The organism is Pseudoalteromonas sp. Z1A2, assembly GCF_011378755.1.
Taxonomy (GTDB): Bacteria; Pseudomonadota; Gammaproteobacteria; order Enterobacterales; family Alteromonadaceae; genus Pseudoalteromonas; species Pseudoalteromonas distincta.
Window position 1 is genome coordinate 159,362 of the sequence record NZ_WTKX01000003.1, and the last position, 19,208, is coordinate 178,569.

The window sequence follows — 19,208 nt, forward strand, 5'->3', positions numbered from 1 at the left end:
CTAAGACTCGCCTATTAATGGGTTTAATTTGTTATCTATTGCTTCACGGGCACGAAATATACGCGAACGCACAGTCCCGACTGGGCAATCCATTACCACTGCTATTTCTTCATAGCTCATCCCTTCTATTTCTCTAAGGGTGATTGCGGTTTTAAGATCTTCAGGCAAACTATCAATCGTATTAAAAATAACAGCGCGTACTTCTTCGCTTAAAAGTAGGTTTTCAGGAGATGCATTCGATCGCATTGAATCTGCACAATCATAAAACTCGGCATCTTCAGCGTCTATATCATTTGCTGGCGGCTTACGCCCCTGGGCTACTAAGTAATTTTTAGCACAATTAACGGCAATACGGTATAACCACGTGTAAAAGGCGCTGTCACCTCTAAAGTTAGGAAGTGCACGGTAAGCTTTAATAAAAGCTTCTTGTGCTACATCAGCAATATCGCCTTGGTTAGATACATAACGTGAGATCAAACCTGCAATTTTGTTTTGATACTTCTTTACTAATAGGTTGAAGGCGTTTTTATCTCCTTGCTGGACCCTTTTTACTAGCACTAAATCTAATTCCTGCTCGCTCATTCGAGCCGGTACTCCTATGTCTGATTTTTGCTTGTTATTCATATTGTCGTCATTGTTCACAAATACTCTGACCTCTTTATGAATAAAAAGTTCTGCTTAATATTATTTTTTTATAAAATAGATGATAATAACGGCGCTAAGCCTTTAAAATCACTACGTAGTAGTATGACAAATATGATACAACTACAGATATTAAAAACAAATATTGCTCTATATGAGCATTGTAACCGCAAAGTACCTCTGACATGAACCAAAATAAACATCACATTGCAGATGTCGCTATTATAGGTAGCGGCGCAGCAGGCTTATCACTTGCATTATCTCTTGCTAATTATTGTAACGTTACCGTGATCAGTAAAGGAGCGCTTACCGAAGGTTCTACTTTGTATGCCCAAGGCGGTATAGCTGCTGTATTTGATAAACAAAACGACAGCATAGAATCTCATGTTGAAGATACTCTCGATGCAGGCGGCGGTTTATGCGATAGAGACGCTGTTCATTATACCGCCAGCAATGCTCACGATTGCCTACAGTGGTTAATCGACCAAGGCGTACCCTTTGATATGGAGTTTGATAGCAAAGGAAAAGAGCGTTTTCATTTAACACGTGAAGGTGGTCACAGCCATCGCCGTATATTGCATGCAGCCGATGCAACAGGCAAAGCGGTGCAAACAACACTTATCAGCCAAGTTAAAATTCATAAAAATATAACGCTTTTAGAGCAATACAACGCCATAGATTTAATCACAGATAAAAGCGCCGGAAAAACAGGCTCACACATTGAAGGCATGTATGTGTGGAACAAAAAAGCTAAAAAGGTAGAAACCATTTCAGCTAAATTTGTTGCTCTTGCAACCGGTGGTGCAAGTAAAGTGTATTTATATACATCTAATCCAGACGTATCAAGTGGTGATGGTATTGCAATGGCTTGGCGTGCAGGTTGTAAAGTTGCCAACATGGAATTTAATCAATTTCATCCAACAAGTCTTTATCATCCAGAGCTACAAAACTTTTTAATTACCGAAGCCATGCGCGGTGAAGGGGCTTATTTAAAACGCCCAGATGGCACTCGTTTTATGAAAGACTTTGATAGCCGTGAAGAGCTTGCTCCACGCGATATAGTGGCACGCGCAATCGATTTTGAAATGAAGCGCTTAGGCGCTAATTGTGTTTATTTAGATATTAGCCACAAAGATAAAGACTTTATTATTGAGCACTTTCCTACTATTTACGCAAAATGCTTAAGTGTAGGCCTCGATATAACGAAAGAAGCAATCCCAGTTGTGCCTGCTGCGCATTACACCTGTGGTGGTGTAATGACTGACTTTAACGGCAAAACAGATCTCGATAACTTATATGCTGTAGGTGAAGTTGCTTACACAGGCTTACATGGTGCAAACCGTATGGCAAGTAATTCACTATTAGAGTGCATTGTATTTGCTCACGCTGCAGCTAAAGATATTTTAAGTAAAATTGAACATGCACCAGAGCCGATGGCGCTTCCTCATTGGGATGAGAGCCGTGTTAGTAACTCAGATGAAGAAATTGTTATTACCCATAACTGGCATGAACTACGTTTATTTATGTGGGATTATGTAGGTATTGTACGCTCTACTAAACGCTTAGAACGAGCACTGCATAGAGTTGAGTTGCTACAGCAAGAAATACACGATTACTATGCAAACTTTAGAGTAAGTAACAACTTACTTGAGCTTCGTAATTTAGTGCAAGTATCAGAGCTTATTATTAGAAGTGCTATGGAGCGAAAAGAAAGCAGAGGCTTGCATTACACTATTGATTACCCTGAACAAAGTGAAAACCCAACGCCGACTATTTTGACTCCAAAACGCAATTAATTGCGCCGACAGTGGCACGTTTTAGACGCGCATAACTTTGCTCATTAACGCCATTGGCTGAAATTATAAGCCAATGGTTGTTACTAAAACCTTTAATATGAAGCCATATATTATTACCATAAAATCGGCTTTTGTTACTTATTTCACCCTGAATTTTTAAGCTCTCGCCCTCAAATCTAAATAACTTTGGTTCTAATATTATAATTCCCTCATTTGGGTGAATTGCTAATACTTTGCGCCACATTATCAAGCCAGCTAGTGCATTTATTATTAAACAAAAAAGCATAGCTAATAGTGAATCTAAAAATAAACATAATATAAAACTGAGCATACAAAAAAAGACCACAATTGGTTTGTGGTCAGCTTTATTATTTGTAACCGTAAACCTATACACGAACTCGGTCTAAGATCAGCGAAACCATACCGTTTAACTGCTCGTCTTTACATTCTTCATGACCCATAAACCATGCAAATAAGTCAGGGTCTTCTTCTGTTAGCAAACGCTGAAAGATAGCCTGTTGCTCTGCGCTCAAAGAGTCGTATGCTTCTTCTACAAACGGCATAAACAAAACATCTAGCTCTAACATGCCACGACGACAAGCCCAACGAATACGTGCTTTACTATGAATTTCAACCATTTTAAACCTCATACTTAATTGACTCGAGTTTAACAAACACAAGCCTATTTAGCAGCTATTAATCTCTCATTAAATAATAAACCCGCACCAATAAGCGCTTGTCTGTACCATACGTAACAACTGCGTTATTATGTCACTTCATTTATATTGCAAAGAAGGTTTTTATGTCGAGCGTTTATGCATGTCCGTTATCTCATCAACTTATTAGCCTCTGCGGTGCTGATAAATTATCTTATTTGCACGGACAAATCACTCAAGATCTAAATAAATTAACCAGCAGTAATTATTTGTGGGCTGGCCATTGCAGCGCCAAAGGTAAACTTTGGGGTGTATTTAAATTATTTTCTTACCAAGATAGCTACTACCTTGCGGGTAGCCAAGCTGAAGTTGAAAAATCATTAGCTGAACTTAAAAAATACGCTGTATTTGCAAAAGTTGATATTACTGAATGCTCAAAGCGTTTAATTGGTTTAATTGGTGATGATTTATCGGATGTACTGGCACAACTTGATATTAGCTTTGAAGGCGATGCAAGCGCGTGTGATTTTACGAATGGTAAAGCGCTAAAATTAGCTGATAACCGTGTTTTAATAATGGTTGATAACCAATTTAGCATGCCTGATAACGTATCCACACTTGATAACGAAGCCCCTTGGCAACAAGCAGCGATGCTTGCCGGTGAGCCTCAGCTAAGTGCAGATGCAATTGGCGAGTACGTTCCTCAAATGGTAAACCTACATGCTATTGGCGGTATAAGTTTCAAAAAAGGGTGTTATACAGGTCAAGAAACCGTAGCCCGTATGAAGTACCTTGGTAAAAATAAACGTGCAATGTATATCGTTTCAGGGCAAAGCGAAGGCATTCTTTCAGAGCCTGATTTAGAAACCCAATTAGGCGAAAATTGGCGCCGTGCAGGTAAACTTATTGCACAAAGCTTTGATGAGCAAACAAATAAATTAACAGGCCTCGTTGTGTTGCCAAACGATACTGATGTAACTCAGGTACTTCGTGCAAAACACACACCTCAGGTGGAGCTAAGCATTCTGCCTCTACCCTACTCTCTTGAAGATGAATAAATAGGAATGACTATGATCGTTGCGGCAAACAAAGTGGTAAAAATGCATTATTCAGTAATGGATAATGATGGCAATAGCATTGATAACTCGTTCGGTGGTGAGCCACTACACTTTATCATTGGCACAGGCTATTTAATTTCAGGCCTAGAAAATGCTTTGCTGGGTAAGCAACCAGGCGACACGCTTAGCGTAAAGGTTGAACCTGAAGAAGGTTACGGCGAGCGCCACGAAAACCTAATGCAAGCAGTACCTAAATCAATGTTTGAAGGTATGGAAATTGAAGTTGGCATGCAATTTCGTGCATCAACAGATGATGGTGACCAATCAGTAATGATCATCGATATCCAAGATGAAGAAGTGATTGTAGATGGTAATAACCCACTTGCAGGTATAACACTTAACTTTGATGTAGAAATACTAGAAGTACGTGATGCTACAGAAGATGAATTAACTCACGGCCACGTACATGGCGAAGGTGGGTGTGGCCACGACCACTAATGCACTGCTAAACAGATAAAAAAGCGCCTAAGGCGCTTTTTTTATATCATATTGTTACGCTTTACCGTTTCAGCTTTTGGCTTACTAGGCAGCGCGATTGATACGTTTTTTTCTTTTAAAGCAGCTAGTAAACCTTTTTGATCGTTTGTACCAACTCTATACAAGGTGCCATCTTTGAGCGTTAACTGTATTGCACTAAAGCCAGATACTGTATACACCCAACCATCGTGAGTAATTCGCATACCAATACCGTGCCTGTATGAGTTTTGAACTGCTTTTGCTTCTACTACTTCGCTAAGCTCAATACTTTGCCCAGCAACACCTGGACCAAACGCCCAGCTAATATTTTTATCATCTACTTTTACTGTTAGGCCATGGAACAAAAAGCCCACCAGCACTAAAATCCCAGTAAATATTATTAAAGGTCCATCAGCGCCTAACAAGTTCCACGCAAGCGCCACAAAACCGCCAATCCACGCTAATACAAAAAAGATAAACACCGCATACTGTTTATGCTGATACATAATATTCTCTAAATTAAATAAATACTTAAAAGCTGTATACCAATGTAGCACTCAGCTCTGAGTCAAACTTGAGTTTATCATCTTCGGGTTTTGAGTTATAACGATACATGTAGGTAAATTTGAGTGATACCGCGCCAATCACTTGGCTTATCAGTGCGGTTTCCGATTTTAAGCGAGAATTAAGACCTGAAAGCGACTGCTCTATACTCACATCTTGATTAAAACGAGTGCGCTTAGAAACCAAGCGTTCCCACTGCATTGCAACACGTACTAAATAACCGGTTTTATCAATTTCATCTTCGCTCACATCCGAATCTTCATCGGCGACTGAACGGTATAAACCGGGTCCTATATCAATATCTACTTTGTTTTTAGAGCCTTGATATACACGCGCACCATAGCCTGTCGCCACCGTGCTTTTAAAATCAAGTCCACTAAATTCATCTTCTTCGTAATCACCGTAAATAAAAAATGAGGAGTTTTTAACACCTACTTTATAGTTACCTTGCGCTGATACAAAAATACGATTAGCTGTAACATCAGTGCCACCGCTTTCATCGTTTTCATCACGCTTATAAAGAGAGTCTATTTTAAATTGGTTACGCCACTTTTCAAAATCTTGGTATAAATTACCTTTGAGCTTAAAACTGGTCGAATTGGTGTTACCTTTACTTAGAATAAAACCAAATTCAGTATCACCGTAAAGCATATCACCTTTGTGTAACTCATGAATTTCTTCATCAGAGAGCTTGCCATATTCATGAAAATCTTCAAATGGATCAACAGCCCAACTTGGGCAGCTAATTATTAAAAAAATTAAAAATAAATACTTACGCACAACACTCTCTCTGCACACAATTATAAAAATAAGCGGTATTGCTTATTCACTCTCTTTCCATAAAATATGACAAAACGGAGCATCTTTATCACGACTAATCAAAATTTTAGCAAACAAAACATCATCATTTTCAAATTCTAAACCAACTAGCACCTGAATAAAGTGCTCTGGCTCTATCTCAAGGGCAACAAAATCTTGCCACTGATCGTCTGGCTCGTCTTCTTCAATAAAGCCTAGGTCTTCTCTAAACTCATTAAAGTCTTCAACATCTTTATCACTCAAGTTATTTGGCGCTAGCTCTAAAAAAATATCATAAGCTTGGTGAGTAGCTTCTTCTACCGTATATAAACGTGGACCCGACATATGTGCTTAACCTTAAGCTTTTAAGTTGCGCTATATTATCAAATCTCATCATCATTTTGATAAAAAAAAGCGTAAAACACTGACTTTTTTGTAACTGAGTCATGCTTTATTCAGCATGCAGCTCAAACAATAAATAACAATTTAACTAACCCATTGAATATCAAGATTACTTTTTTAATTTAAGCTTAAAATAACAACGTAAAAAATTTTATTATCTCAAGTTCTAATTGTTTAGCTTTTTCTCATCTAAATCTAACCCTTTAAGACTACAGCTTTAGCAATAAATTCCATTTATTTAAAAAATACCGTCACTTTACTTAATTCTTATAACAACATAAGCTCAACTAACAGGTCAGAGGAGTGTGTAATGATAAAACTAGAAAAACAAAATGGCATTGCAACCGTCACGCTTAGCAGAGCAAAAAAACAAAACGCATTAAGCTTTGAAATGTTTGTAGAACTAAACAAAGCCATTAAAAACATAAAAAGAGACCGCAGTATTCGTGCTGTAGTAATAAAAGGCGATGGCGAACATTTTTGTGCAGGGCTTGATATATCAGCCGTAATGGCGGCACCATTGAATATTATAAAATTATTGCTTAAATGGTTACCTGGCAATCAAAACTTAGCGCAAAAAGTAGTATTAGGCTGGCAGTCACTGAGTGTGCCCGTTATTGCACAAATTGATGGCAACTGTTTAGGGGGTGGTTTACAAATAGCTTTGGGAGCAGATTACAGGATTGTTCATATTGATGCCAAACTTGCCATTATGGAAGCACGCTGGGGGTTGTGCCCCGATATGGGCGCCAATGTAATGATGAGCGGTTTAGTTAAGCGTGACCAAGCACTTTGGCTTGCAAGCCACGCAAACCCAATCACAGCACAACAAGCGAATGAGCTAGGTTTGGTTACTCAGCTTACCGATGATACTCAACAAGCCACGCAAAACATGCTCAATACATTACTTGAGCGCTCACCCGATACGCTTGCTGCTATTAAACGTGTTACACAACTTAGCTATAAACCAAACCAACGAAAAATACTCGCTAAAGAAACCTTCAGCCAAATTCGCTTATTGCTAAACCCAAACACTAAAAAAGCAATTGCTAAAGCAAAAGGAAAAGCGGATATAACCTACGCAAATACAAAGCACTGGTAGACTATTGCACAATGCATAAAAGAGTTTGATTTGTTAAAGTTAAGCTCTTATCTTTTCTGTGAGCCACTTTGATGAAATATCTGCTCAGTAGCGCTATTATTTTACTATGTTTAGCCTGCGCTAAACTCATTATGCACTTTATTGGTGGAAGCTTTCCTGCGCCGTTACTCGCTATGGTTATTTTATTAGTTTTACTCTTATCGGGTATTGTAAAAGAGCAACATGTAAAACCATGCGCCTCCCCTATTTTAAATATTATGCCTATCTTTTTCATTCCAGCGGGTGTGGGATTTATTGAGCATCTCGGTCTTATAAAATCGCACTGGGCATTTTTAGCATCAGTTGTGGTGCTTGTCCCTATAACTACCTTATTGCTTGTTAGCAGTGTAATTGCGTACTTTAAGGGAAGAGAAAATAATGACTAATTTTACTTTTTCCGCTATTTCAGAGCTACAGCCTAATTTATGGTGGCTAAGTATTCCTTTTATTATTGTATTATTTTTAGCACTAAGGGCCGTAAACCAAAGTATAAAAAACAGCGTATTTAAATCGCTCACCAACCCCGTATTTTTAAGTATTAGTATTATTGCTTTATTACTCGTTAATCTAAACTTGCCTTATACGCAATTTGCCACGCACAGCAAATTACTAAGCTGGTTATTAGAGCCCGCAATTGTGGCTCTAGCGCTTCCTTTATATCAGCAGTTTACACACGTACGAAAAAATCTATTACTCATAGTCGCAACATGTAGCTTAGGCATTGTTAACGCAACCGTTGTGGCATTTTTGCTAAGCATATTATTTAACGCACCTGCACAGCTAAGTGCATCTGTTGCCGCACTCAGTGTGACGACCCCAATATCTTTAATTGTTACTGACTCGTTAGGAGGGATTAGCTCACTTGCTGCGGCTTTAGTTATTTTTATTGGTTTACTAGGCGCTTTATTTGGTTTTATGCTTTTTAAACTCATTAATATTTTTAATCACGAATCTCAAGGCGTTGCCATGGGCACAGCTTGCCATGCAATTGGGACCGCTGCTGCTATTGCTGAGCATCCAAAAGTAGGCGCTTACTCATCAGTTGCAATGGCACTAAGTGCTTTATTAACAGCGATTATAGTGCCGCTGTTATATCCATTTTTATTCAACATTTTGCTATAGTTGGAAAAATACAACATAGCCCTAACTTAGAGCGCTTTATGATCAGTTCTGAAATCGAACAGTTTGAAAAATATTACACCATGCTTACTGAGTATATGGTTACCTACAGTATGCAAATTGTTGGCGCTATTTTTATCGTCCTCATTGGTTTGTGGATAGCACAAAAGCTTGCCAAATTTGTAGCCGCGTTAATGACCCGCCATAATGTTGACATTACGCTCACTAACTTTGTCAGTAGCGTGGTAAAAGTACTACTCATTGTAATGGTTATAATTATTGCACTTGGCAAAATAGGTATCAGCGTTACACCATTTGTAGCAGCCATTGGTGCTGCATCTTTAGGTGCTGGTTTAGCGCTGCAAGGAATGCTTTCTAATTATGGTGCAGGCCTTGCCATTATAGCCACGCGACCTTTTGTTGTTGGTGATACTATTGAAGTTAAAAATGTAAGCGGCCAAGTTAAAACAATTGAGCTTGGCTACACTATTTTAATCAATGAAGAAAAAGTAGAAATCACCATTCCAAATAAGCACATAGTGGGTGAAATACTTCATAACTCATTTAGTTACTCATTGGTCAAAGGTGAAATAGATATAGCTTATAGTGCATGCTCTGATAACGCGATTAGCCTCATTGAAGACGTACTTAAAGCACATGAATTAGTCGCACAAAATCCGTCATCACAAGTGGGTATTGAACGCTTCGCCGATAGCGGTGTTACAATAAGCTACCGATATTGGGTGCCTACTACTAAAATTATCGAAACCAAACTGGCTATTAACGGTGGTGTTTATAAAGCAATTAATAACGCTGATATTGAAATTCCATTCCCTCAACGCGTCATTACAATTAACAAAGCCGACCTAGAAAGCTAATTTATTTTTATAGTGAGCTTGCATATCTGCAAGCTCATCCTTTCCTACCCCCTCTGCTCAGAATAAACTCAAATAGTTGTGTTATAGATTTATTTGCCATATAAATAGTGTTAATAAATATCAATACGCACTTAATTTTAATAATAAAAAAACAATAATGAGTAATGATGATGCGCAACCCCTTCTACCTAGGCGATTGGCAAGTAACACCTTCAACTAACTCAATTCAACTCACTGGTAAAGCCAAACAGTTAGAGCCCAAAGCGATGGAAGTTTTATTGCATTTGTGTCAACAAAATGGCGACATTGTAAGCAGCGATGAATTGCTCAGTAAATGCTGGAAAAATACTGATATTGGCGATAATCCATTACATAAAACTATCACTCAGCTAAGAAAAGCGCTCGGTGATAAAGCCAATGAACCACATTATATTGAAACTATCCGTAAACGTGGCTACCGCATTATTGCAAAATTATCTTTTCCGTTAGCAGATCCTATCCCAAGCACTAAAAGTACATGGCAGGGAGGATCCCCTTTCTTAGGCCTGCGTGCATATAACCCAAATGATACCCACGTTTTTTTTGGCCGTACCCAATCTATAGCTACCCTGCTGGAAAGGATATCTAGCCAGGTAAATTACGGTCGTGCTTTTTGCTTAATACTTGGCCCTAGTGGTACAGGTAAATCCTCGCTTGTTAATGCTGGAATTTTACCAAAACTACTAGATGAGCGAGGCTATAATGGCATCGGGGTTATTTCCTACACCCAGATCGACTTTGCAGATGTGCATAAAAATAGACTTTTTCTAGACTTAGCTTCTGCATTACTTGATTGGGATATAAACGCCCAGCCTGTGTTTGAAGGATTAAGCGCGCAAACACTTGCAGAGCAACTTGAATTGGCAATAGATGGCGTAATTAATGCCATACAAGCTGCACTTAGTAAAGCCTCTACACAACTTAAAACACCCCAGTTATTTTTATTTATTGACCGCTTAGAAGTACTGCTTTCTTCTCCTATATTTAGTAGCGAAACACGCAGCCATTTTTTATCGGTTATTGAACGCTTAGCAATCTCTAAAGCTGTGATTGTATTTAGTGCGTGTCGTAACGACTTTTATCCTTTAGTGGTTGAACAACCAAGTTTAATGGCAGGCAAAGCTCATGGCGCGCACTACGATTTAACACCGCCAAACCGCCAAGAACTCCAACAAATTATTCGCCTGCCAGCGTTAACCGCTAATTTAACGTTCTCCAATGACCCACAAACCCAAACACCACTGGATGAAATATTGTGCGCCGATACCGCCAATAACCCCGATGCATTGCCCATGCTGCAATACACATTGCAAGAGCTGTACTTACAGCGCAGTGATAATAACGAGCTACTGCACAGTGTTTACACAAAACTCGGGGGTATTGAGGGCGCCATAGGCAAAAAAGCAGAAGATATATTTATTGATCTTAGTAATGAGCAACAGCAGCAACTAAAAAGCGTATTATCACAACTGATCACTTTAAACCCAGATGGTAAAACCATTACGAGCCGCGCTGCCCGCTGGCAAACATTAACCAACACAAGTCAAAAAGAGCTTGTGCAAGCCATGGTCGATAGCCGTTTATTTGTATCGCATTTACAAAACCAAGAAGCCTGTTTTAGTCTTGCTCACGAGGCATTATTGCGTCAATGGCCGCGCGCAAAACAATGGATTAATGACCATAAAGATGCCTTAGCAATAAAAAGTCGTTTACAACATCAAACACGAAATTGGGTAGATGAAGGCAAAAGTAGTGCTTACCTCCTAGCGCCAGGTAAACCACTACAAGAAGCGCAGCTATTACTTAACGACAAACTGTTTAAATTAGATGATAACGAGCATGCTCTTATCAAAAGCTCTGTAAACAAAATAAAAACAAAAATAAGAGCAAAACGAGTGACCGTTGCTTTATTGTGCTTACTTACATTTACCGCGTTATTGATGAGCTTCATTAGTTTTAAAGCCCAACAGCATGCGCAAAACAAGCAGCTTGAGGCCGAAAGCTTACTAGGGTTTATGGTCGGCGACTTTGCCGATAAATTACGTAGCGTTGAACGTATGGACTTACTTGATGGTATTAGTAATAAAGCACTTGAGTATTTTACTAATCAAACTGACGATTCAAGTTCACTTTTTAGCTTTAGCGATAATAAAGCACAATTTAACAACCGTTTTCAGTACGCACAAACCCTCGAAGCAATGGGTGAAGTAGCTTATTCCCGAGGTAAAACTGATGAAGCCTTTACCGCCTTTGAAAACGCCCGCACCCGCCTTGAGGCATTATTAAAAATACAGCCTAATAACTTAGAGCTACTAACGCTTGCAGGTGCCAATGCCTTTTGGCTTGGTCAATTAGCTTATGATCAAAATGATCATCAAGCTACTGAGCAAATGTTTAAAAAATACCACGCTTACAGTAAAAAAATGTATGCGCTGGCAGCCAATGATTTTAACTCCATTATGGAATTATCGTATTCATCTAATTCTTTAGGTTCTTTATACATAGAAAAATCCAACTACAGCGCTGCAAAAAAGAACTTTGCAGAGTCACTTTTACTTAAAAATAAAGCGCTTAAACTGAAACCTAATAACAAAGATTTACTTCGAGATAAATCCGATACGATTAGTTGGCTTGCAAAAACAGAAGAGAAGCTAAGTAACTTTAATGAAGCAGTTAATATATTGGAAGGTGCAGTTGACGTAATCACAAAATTGATTGCTGACTACCCTAGTGATGCAAGCCTTTTTTACACGTCAGCAAACCTATATATGCAACAAAGTTATTTACTGAGCTATTTGAGTGATAAACGGATGGCCCATAAAAAAGCCAGCTTGGCTAATCAAGTTATCAATGAAGCTTTAGTACAAGATCCAAAAAACAATAAATTTCAGCTTATGTATTATCGCTCTTTAGCACATTCACTAATGCTATCTACTGATGAAGCTACTGACTCAACAATTGAAAAAATAATTAATTTTTTAAAATCTCAAAATTTTAAAAATACCAGCACTATTAATACACAAATTACACTGATTCAATATTTTATAAATAGACAATCACCACTCAAAGCGCAGGAGTTATTAACTGAGCTTGAGAATAATGAAAACTACAAACATCAATTAGCCAGCCTAACTAAAACTGGTGATTACTTAGTATATACAAGAATAAACTTAATCAAAGCAAACTTAGCTACAACTAATAAACAGCGAGAGCAATTTTGCTTAAGTGCTATCAAAGCAATTTCTGAAGCTGCAAAAATAAGTCAGAGCGTAAAAATAACATACCCACTAGTACAAGCTTATACCTGTTTAAACAGAGAAGACGAGATATCAGAAATAAAAACAAGCCTAGTTAAATTAGGCATTACGAACTTCCAACTATAATTACTCATAAAGGAAATGATATGAATAACACCCTAGAAAATGTCGACTTTCAAGTAAATATTGAACTTAACAACGGTGAAGCTATTTTTAGCTATACAAAAAATGGCGAACCCGCTACTGGCGGTGGTGTTGTAAGAACTGAAACCGCTGGCAACTACAATTTAGACGATGCCACAATTCAAAATGGTTTCGTATTTACTGGCGCTACTATCACCAATATCGACACACAAAAACCATGCGCCCAAGACTTCAGCTATAAAGTAAGTGACAACGGCCACACAATTATCATTACCGACACAGATGAAAATAATGGCTCTGTATGCTTAATCTTTAACGTTGAGTGTAATGGCAATAAATATGAAAGCGCTGATCCTCAAGTTAAGAATGAAAAAGAACTCTAATCAGTAATGCTTATTTTTAAATTGCACAGGCATATTAATTGCGGTGTAATTTATTTAAAAACGCCCCTTAAATAAACTTAAATAACAACAACTTAAATCAGAAGGTTACCGAAAGGTTTAAAAACGATAAATTGAATAAACTGCTAGACATAAAGTTTCATTAACAATAAAAATGAGCAACACCATGTCTAACAATAATGAAAATAGCAAAGCAAACAACACCGACAGCGCTGTATCTGCATTAATCAGCAGCATTTCTAATACCGTTAACAATGAAAAAATAAGCGCAATTATTAATGTCACTAATGTCATGGCCGATGCTATTTTTATTGTTAATGCAGATGGGGTGTTTGAATCAGTAAATCCCGTAGCAGCACGTTTTTTCAATGTAACGTCTGATTCATTAATAGGTAAAAAATGGCAAGATTGTTTACAAGAACAGTATCGCGATGACTATGCTTACATGTTTGAAAGTTGGAAAAACAACTATCAAACACCACTCAATCATGGTCCGAAAGAAGTTAAAATAAGAAAAAACAATGGTAACTGTTTAGATGTTGAGTTATCTATATCATGTTTACCCGAATCGGTAGTCGCAAGTACCCCACTTTTTATTTGTATAATGCATGATATTTCAAAGCACGTTAAAAAATACAAAGTACTGGAAAACGTAGCCAGACTTGATCATCTCACTGGTATCGCTAATCGCTGTACTTTAGAAAAAACCATCATTAAAAATTGGCAAGAGTGCATAGTTAACAAGCAGCCTCTTAGCTTTATACTTATTGATATTGATTACTTTAAATTATTTAACGATAACTTTGGCCATGTAAAAGGTGATAAGTGCCTTCAAAAAGTCGCTCGTACAATTGAAGAGTGCTTACCATCTAAAGACAGTTTAGTAGCACGCTATGGTGGTGAGGAGTTTGCTGTTGTGCTGCCTCGTTCGCACATTTCAAATGCACAAATGATTGCTAAGCGTATTCAAGAAAAAATACTCAACATTAATTTTAGAGATCTCGGTTTACCAGCGAATGTAAAAATAAGTGTAAGTCAGGGTTTAGCGTGTGAATACAATAATCAATACAGAACATCTGAGGCATTAATATGCGCGGCGGATACTGCCTTATACAGAGCGAAGTCGGAAGGTCGTAATAAATTATGTATAAGGTGATGTACTAACTATTTGGTATAGCATTTATCTACTAAAATAAAAAAACCGCAATTGCGGTTTTTTTATGACTTGAGAAAAGCTTAAATATCGATTAACAATCCTTCATCCTTTTTAATCTTTTCGATCACCATATAAGTATGATGAGTACCCACGCCGGGAATATCTACTAAGTCGCCAAGAACTTGTCTATATTCTTCCATATTAGAAACGCGAATTTTTAATAAGTAATCATAACCACCAGCAACCATGTCACATTCGACTACTTGTTCTATCCTTAATATGTGCTCTCTAAATACTTTAAATACAGCTGTATTTGAAGCAACAAGCGATACTTGAACATGCGCTACTAAGCTCTGATTAAGTTTAGCTTCGCTAAGCTTGGCATAATAGCCTTCAATATACCCTTCTTGCTCTAATCGTTTAACACGATCTAGGCACGGGCTGGCACTCAAATTAACCTGTTTTGCGAGGTTAACATTAGAAATTCTGCCGTTCTTTTGAAGAACGTCTAGTATGGCTAAATCAATGCGATCTAGCATGCGTAATCTATTTGGAATTGTCATAACAGAATTTTATGCGGATAAGTTAAATTTATACCCTGTAAATTATCGTAAATCGCGAAATTTAACCAGCATATTCTGCTGAATTTTAATTAGAATGCACTCACAATATCACTGGTAATTTATTGGTAATTAATTTTACTTTAATTCTTAACATCCTGAGGGTTGCTTATGTTATTCAACGGCGATTTAACTACTACTTGTCCTATCAGACAAAGAATCCGTGACTTCTACCGCATAGATGAAAATGCAGTTATTGATCATATTTTACCGCTTGCAGAAGTAGGCGTAAAAGCACGAAGTCGTGCCTGGGAAAGAGCCCGCCAGATTGTTTTGAACATTCGTAAAGAGCAAGATGGGCAAGGCGGTGTTGATGCGCTTTTAAATGAATTTTCACTCTCTAGTGAAGAAGGCGTTGTATTAATGTGTTTGGCCGAAGCACTGCTTCGCGTACCAGATAAAGCAACTCAAGATGTACTTATTCGTGACAAATTAGCCAAAGGTGATTGGAGCTCTCATTTAGGAAGCAGCGATTCTTTATTTGTAAACGCATCTTCTTGGGGATTATTAGTTACCGGTAAAATGGTTAACTACACAGACAAAACTAAAGAACAACAGTTCGGCATGCTTAAAAAGACCATTGGTCGTTTAGGTGAGCCAGTTATTCGTAAGTCTGTAAACTTTGCTATGAAAATTATGGGCAAGCAATTCGTAATGGGTCGTACCATTGACGAAGCAATTGAACGTGCTGCCGAAACAGAGCAAAAAGGTTATGTGTATTCTTACGATATGCTAGGCGAAGGCGCGCGCACAATGAAAGATGCGAAGCGTTACTTTGACAGCTACATGAATGCTATACACTCAATTGGTAAAGCGGCTAATGGTCGTGGTCCAATTAAGAGCCCTGGTATTTCAGTTAAGCTTTCTGCTATTCATCCGCGCTATGAGTTCACTCATAAAGACCGTGTGATGGAAGAAATTGTACCAAAGTTAAAAGAGCTTGCGCTTGCCGCTAAAAAATACGATATCGGCTTTACCGTTGATGCAGAAGAAGCAGACCGTTTAGATATTTCATTAGATGTAATTGAAGCGGTATTCAGTGATGAAGATCTTGGTGATTGGCAAGGTTTTGGCTTAGCAGTTCAAGCGTATCAAAAACGTGCTATTTTTGTAATTGAATGGCTTACTGACCTTGCAACCCGCGTTGGTCGCAAGATGATGGTACGTCTAGTTAAAGGCGCATACTGGGATACTGAAATCAAAACCACACAGCAAGATGGTTTAGATCACTACCCAGTATTTACCCGTAAAGCAACAACAGACGTTTCTTACAAAGCGTGTGCTATTAAAATGCTTGAAGCGCGCGATGTGCTTTATCCGCAATTTGCTACACATAACGCTTACACTGCCGCAACTATTTTAGAAGTAGCCAAAGGCGACAACACAGGTTTCGAATTTCAACGCTTGCACGGTATGGGTGAGTCATTATTCGACCAAATCGTTAACGAAGAAAAAATTCAATGCCGCGTGTATGCCCCAGTTGGTCAACACGAAGACCTCCTTGCGTACCTCGTTCGTCGTTTGTTAGAAAATGGTGCTAACTCATCATTTGTAAACGCAATTGTTGATACAACAAAACCTGTTGAATCACTACTACCAGACCCTGTAGAAACATTGCAAGGCTTGCGTAACAAGTACAATACGCAAATCAAAATGCCAATTGATTTATACGGTGAAGAACGTGCTAACTCTAAAGGCATGGATTTAACCGACATTAACGTTATTACCCCTTTCAAAGAGAATCTTGAAACATGGTTTAACGAGCACTTAATTGAGCAAAGCCAAGTACCTGAAGGCTCATTAGCTGTTAAAAACCCAGCAAATCACAAAGAAATCATTGGCCACGTTAAATTGCAAACTGGCGAAGAGATGAAAGTATTACTGGCTAACGCTGAAGCTGCACTTGAGTCATGGTCACAAACACCAGTAAGAGAGCGAGCTAACTTACTGCGTCGAGTTGCTGATATCTTAGAGCGTCATCACGACGAACTTGTTGCTATCTGTATTAAAGAAGCAGGTAAAGTAGCGCAAGATGGTATTGATGAAGTACGTGAAGCGGTTGATTTTTGCCGTTACTACGCGGCGCGCGCTGAGGAGCTATCGCAAGATGAGCGTTTTGAAGCCCGTGGCGTTATTTTATGTATTAGCCCGTGGAACTTCCCGCTTGCAATATTCTTAGGCCAAGTTGCCGCTGCGATTGTTACAGGTAACACTGTAATTGCAAAGCCTGCTGAGCAAACAAGTTTAATCGCCCTTCGTGCTATTGAACTAATGTTGTCTGTTGGTTTACCTGAGCATGTTGTTCAACCGGTTATTGCTCGTGGTTCAGAAGTAGGCAAAACAATTGTTCCTGATGAGCGCATTCAAGCGGTTATGTTTACAGGCTCTACTGAAACAGGCACATTAATTTCTCAAACACTTGCTGCACGTAACGATATTCAAGTACCGTTAATTGCAGAAACAGGTGGCCAAAACTGTATGATTGTTGACTCAACGGCGCTTCCTGAGCAAGTAGTTGACGATGTGATCAGTTCTGGTTTTCAAAGTGCTGGCCAACGTTGTTCTGCTCTTCGTGTTTTATTCATTCAAGATGACGTAGCAGATGGCATTATCGAAATGCTTAAAGGTGCCCTAGCTGAGTTACACATTGGCGACCCATCGTTACTATCAACTGATGTTGGTCCGGTAATTGATGAAAAAGCACTTAAAAACTTAAACGAGCACGTTGAGTACTTAAAAGGTAATTCTATACTTCATTACGAGTGTAAAATTCCGGATAACACGCAAAATGGCGCATACTTTTTTGCACCTCGCTTATACGAAATCAAAGATTTATCAGTACTTAAGCGTGAAGTATTTGGCCCATGTGTTCATATTGTTCGCTTTAAATCGAGCGAACTTGATGATGTGATGGATCAAATTAACAACACAGGTTATGGCTTAACAATGGGTGTACATTCACGTATTGAAGAGCGCTGTGAGTACCTTGCTAAAATGTCACGTGCGGGTAATGTTTACATTAACCGAAACATGATTGGTGCTATTGTTGGTGTGCAACCATTTGGTGGCCGTGGTTTATCAGGTACTGGCCCTAAAGCCGGTGGCCCTAACTACCTTCAACGTTTAGTAAAAGAAAAGGCATCACCAGATAACGTTCAAATGACAAACCTGACGCCAGATGAGCTTGATTTACACCACTACAGCGGTGCAAATGAGCAAGTTAAAAAGCTAATGGCTAACTCAATGCGCGATGAAAAAATCTGGCGTGCAACACCACTAAACGACCGTGTTTCGGCTGTGCGTCAGTTGCTTGCTAAAATCGCGACGGTAGAAATTATCGACGATTTAGCAGACGATTTAGCATTAACATTATCAGAAGCTCGTGCACAGCTTAACCGCCTTGAAAAGCACATGCGTAAATTTACTACCCTGCCAGGGCCAACGGGTGAGTCTAATACACTTCATCTAGAAGCGCGTGGTTGTGTAGTGTGTTATGCAGATAAGAGCACATCATTTAACTTCTGGGCATTGTCTATCATTACCGCTATTGCCGCAGGTAATACGGTAATTACTGTAGCGTCTGAGCTGTTTTACGATGAAGCTGTTGCCTTTAAAGATAAATTTATCTCTACAGGTGTTGCTGAAGGTGTTTTCCAAGTAGCTAAACCTAATCAGTTACAAGCTATCTTGGCTCACCCTCATTTAGCTGGCGCGGTAGTTGCTGCTCGCTCGTCTCGTTTAGGCTACTTTAGCCAACAGCTTGCACAGCGTAAAGGCGCAATTTTACCGGTAATTAGCTCTGAGTATTACGATACATTAATCAAGCGCTTAATTACTGAAAAAACAATTAGTATTGATACAACAGCATCAGGCGGTAATACCTCGCTAATGACGCTTGTTGAAGATGATGAATAATTAAGCTAATGCTTTTTTACTAAAAAATAAAATAAGGCACTGTAAAGTGCCTTTTTTATTTGGTCGTTACGTATAAGTTTGTTAGTTTAAAAGTAGATTAACAACT

18 protein-coding genes are annotated in these 19,208 nt (G+C 38.6%); 11 read left to right on the forward strand and 7 right to left on the reverse strand.

The genetic code is table 11. From position 1 onward, the window contains the following. Nucleotides 1-582 carry an RNA polymerase sigma factor RpoE gene (rpoE, locus tag GQR47_RS03650; protein ID WP_002958721.1) on the reverse strand — a complete coding sequence of 194 codons (582 nt, stop codon included), beginning with the start codon at nucleotides 580-582 and terminating at the stop codon, nucleotides 1-3. A gap of 245 nt (nucleotides 583-827) precedes the next feature. Between rpoE and nadB the strand changes: the two genes are divergently transcribed. Then, complete coding sequence (gene nadB / locus GQR47_RS03655; protein WP_002958722.1) at nucleotides 828-2,438, forward strand: L-aspartate oxidase; 1,611 nt, start codon at nucleotides 828-830, stop codon at nucleotides 2,436-2,438. On the opposite strand, the gene GQR47_RS20430 is transcribed toward nadB, so the two are convergent. Both GQR47_RS20430 and GQR47_RS03660 read right to left on the reverse strand, forming a co-directional pair. After that, nucleotides 2,413-2,769 (reverse strand): hypothetical protein, encoded by a 357-nt coding sequence (locus GQR47_RS20430; protein WP_024604708.1) that lies wholly within the window; start codon nucleotides 2,767-2,769, stop codon nucleotides 2,413-2,415. The genes nadB and GQR47_RS20430 overlap by 26 nt on opposite strands. A 55-nt stretch (nucleotides 2,770-2,824) precedes the next feature. Beyond that, entirely contained in the window at nucleotides 2,825-3,076 is a 252-nt protein-coding gene (locus tag GQR47_RS03660; protein WP_002958724.1) for a succinate dehydrogenase assembly factor 2, read from the reverse strand. 164 nt (nucleotides 3,077-3,240) lie between these two features. Between GQR47_RS03660 and GQR47_RS03665 the strand changes: the two genes are divergently transcribed. After that, nucleotides 3,241-4,152, forward strand: a complete 912-nt coding sequence (locus tag GQR47_RS03665; RefSeq protein WP_002958725.1) for a folate-binding protein YgfZ — start codon at nucleotides 3,241-3,243, stop codon at nucleotides 4,150-4,152. Between the two features lie 12 nt (nucleotides 4,153-4,164). Then, entirely contained in the window at nucleotides 4,165-4,650 is a 486-nt protein-coding gene (locus GQR47_RS03670; RefSeq protein WP_002958726.1) for a peptidylprolyl isomerase, read from the forward strand. Between the two features lie 41 nt (nucleotides 4,651-4,691). Here GQR47_RS03670 and GQR47_RS03675 read toward each other — a convergent pair whose 3' ends face one another. The 3 genes from GQR47_RS03675 to GQR47_RS03685 are packed head-to-tail and all read right to left on the reverse strand — an operon-like array spanning nucleotide 4,692 to nucleotide 6,375. Beyond that, complete coding sequence (locus GQR47_RS03675; RefSeq protein ID WP_165723566.1) at nucleotides 4,692-5,174, reverse strand: hypothetical protein; 483 nt, start codon at nucleotides 5,172-5,174, stop codon at nucleotides 4,692-4,694. A 25-nt stretch (nucleotides 5,175-5,199) separates the two neighbouring features. Then, nucleotides 5,200-6,012 carry a DUF481 domain-containing protein gene (locus GQR47_RS03680; RefSeq protein WP_024597159.1) on the reverse strand — a complete coding sequence of 271 codons (813 nt, stop codon included), beginning with the start codon at nucleotides 6,010-6,012 and terminating at the stop codon, nucleotides 5,200-5,202. A 42-nt stretch (nucleotides 6,013-6,054) separates the two neighbouring features. After that, nucleotides 6,055-6,375, reverse strand: a complete 321-nt coding sequence (locus GQR47_RS03685) for an HI1450 family dsDNA-mimic protein (protein ID WP_002958729.1) — start codon at nucleotides 6,373-6,375, stop codon at nucleotides 6,055-6,057. Nucleotides 6,376-6,742: 367 nt separating this feature from the next. Between GQR47_RS03685 and GQR47_RS03690 the strand changes: the two genes are divergently transcribed. The 7 genes from GQR47_RS03690 (at nucleotide 6,743) to GQR47_RS03720 (ending at nucleotide 14,567) form a co-directional block, all read left to right on the forward strand. Further along, nucleotides 6,743-7,534, forward strand: coding sequence for a crotonase/enoyl-CoA hydratase family protein (locus tag GQR47_RS03690; protein WP_024603617.1), 792 nt, complete (start codon nucleotides 6,743-6,745; stop codon nucleotides 7,532-7,534). A 71-nt stretch (nucleotides 7,535-7,605) separates the two neighbouring features. Continuing rightward, entirely contained in the window at nucleotides 7,606-7,959 is a 354-nt protein-coding gene (locus GQR47_RS03695; protein ID WP_010553207.1) for a CidA/LrgA family protein, read from the forward strand. Beyond that, the gene (locus GQR47_RS03700; protein ID WP_165723567.1) at nucleotides 7,952-8,695 is read left to right on the forward strand and encodes an LrgB family protein; all 744 of its coding nucleotides are present in this window, start codon (nucleotides 7,952-7,954) and stop codon (nucleotides 8,693-8,695) included. Before GQR47_RS03695 ends, GQR47_RS03700 begins: the two co-directional genes overlap by 8 nt. 38 nt (nucleotides 8,696-8,733) lie before the next feature. Next, nucleotides 8,734-9,570, forward strand: a complete 837-nt coding sequence (locus tag GQR47_RS03705; RefSeq protein ID WP_165723568.1) for a mechanosensitive ion channel family protein — start codon at nucleotides 8,734-8,736, stop codon at nucleotides 9,568-9,570. A gap of 167 nt (nucleotides 9,571-9,737) precedes the next feature. Beyond that, the gene (locus GQR47_RS03710; RefSeq protein WP_165723583.1) at nucleotides 9,738-12,992 is read left to right on the forward strand and encodes a winged helix-turn-helix domain-containing protein; all 3,255 of its coding nucleotides are present in this window, start codon (nucleotides 9,738-9,740) and stop codon (nucleotides 12,990-12,992) included. A gap of 20 nt (nucleotides 12,993-13,012) precedes the next feature. Beyond that, entirely contained in the window at nucleotides 13,013-13,393 is a 381-nt protein-coding gene (locus tag GQR47_RS03715; protein WP_165723569.1) for a DP-EP family protein, read from the forward strand. 184 nt (nucleotides 13,394-13,577) lie between these two features. After that, complete coding sequence (locus tag GQR47_RS03720) at nucleotides 13,578-14,567, forward strand: sensor domain-containing diguanylate cyclase (RefSeq protein WP_165723570.1); 990 nt, start codon at nucleotides 13,578-13,580, stop codon at nucleotides 14,565-14,567. Nucleotides 14,568-14,647: 80 nt separating this feature from the next. On the opposite strand, the gene GQR47_RS03725 is transcribed toward GQR47_RS03720, so the two are convergent. Further along, nucleotides 14,648-15,130 carry a winged helix-turn-helix transcriptional regulator gene (locus GQR47_RS03725; protein ID WP_024596882.1) on the reverse strand — a complete coding sequence of 161 codons (483 nt, stop codon included), beginning with the start codon at nucleotides 15,128-15,130 and terminating at the stop codon, nucleotides 14,648-14,650. A 168-nt stretch (nucleotides 15,131-15,298) separates the two neighbouring features. On the opposite strand from GQR47_RS03725, the gene putA reads away from it, so the two are divergent. Further along, nucleotides 15,299-19,102: a bifunctional proline dehydrogenase/L-glutamate gamma-semialdehyde dehydrogenase PutA gene (gene putA / locus GQR47_RS03730; protein ID WP_024596881.1), complete on the forward strand. Its 3,804-nt coding sequence runs from the start codon at nucleotides 15,299-15,301 to the stop codon at nucleotides 19,100-19,102. The last annotated feature ends 106 nt before the right edge of the window (nucleotides 19,103-19,208 follow it).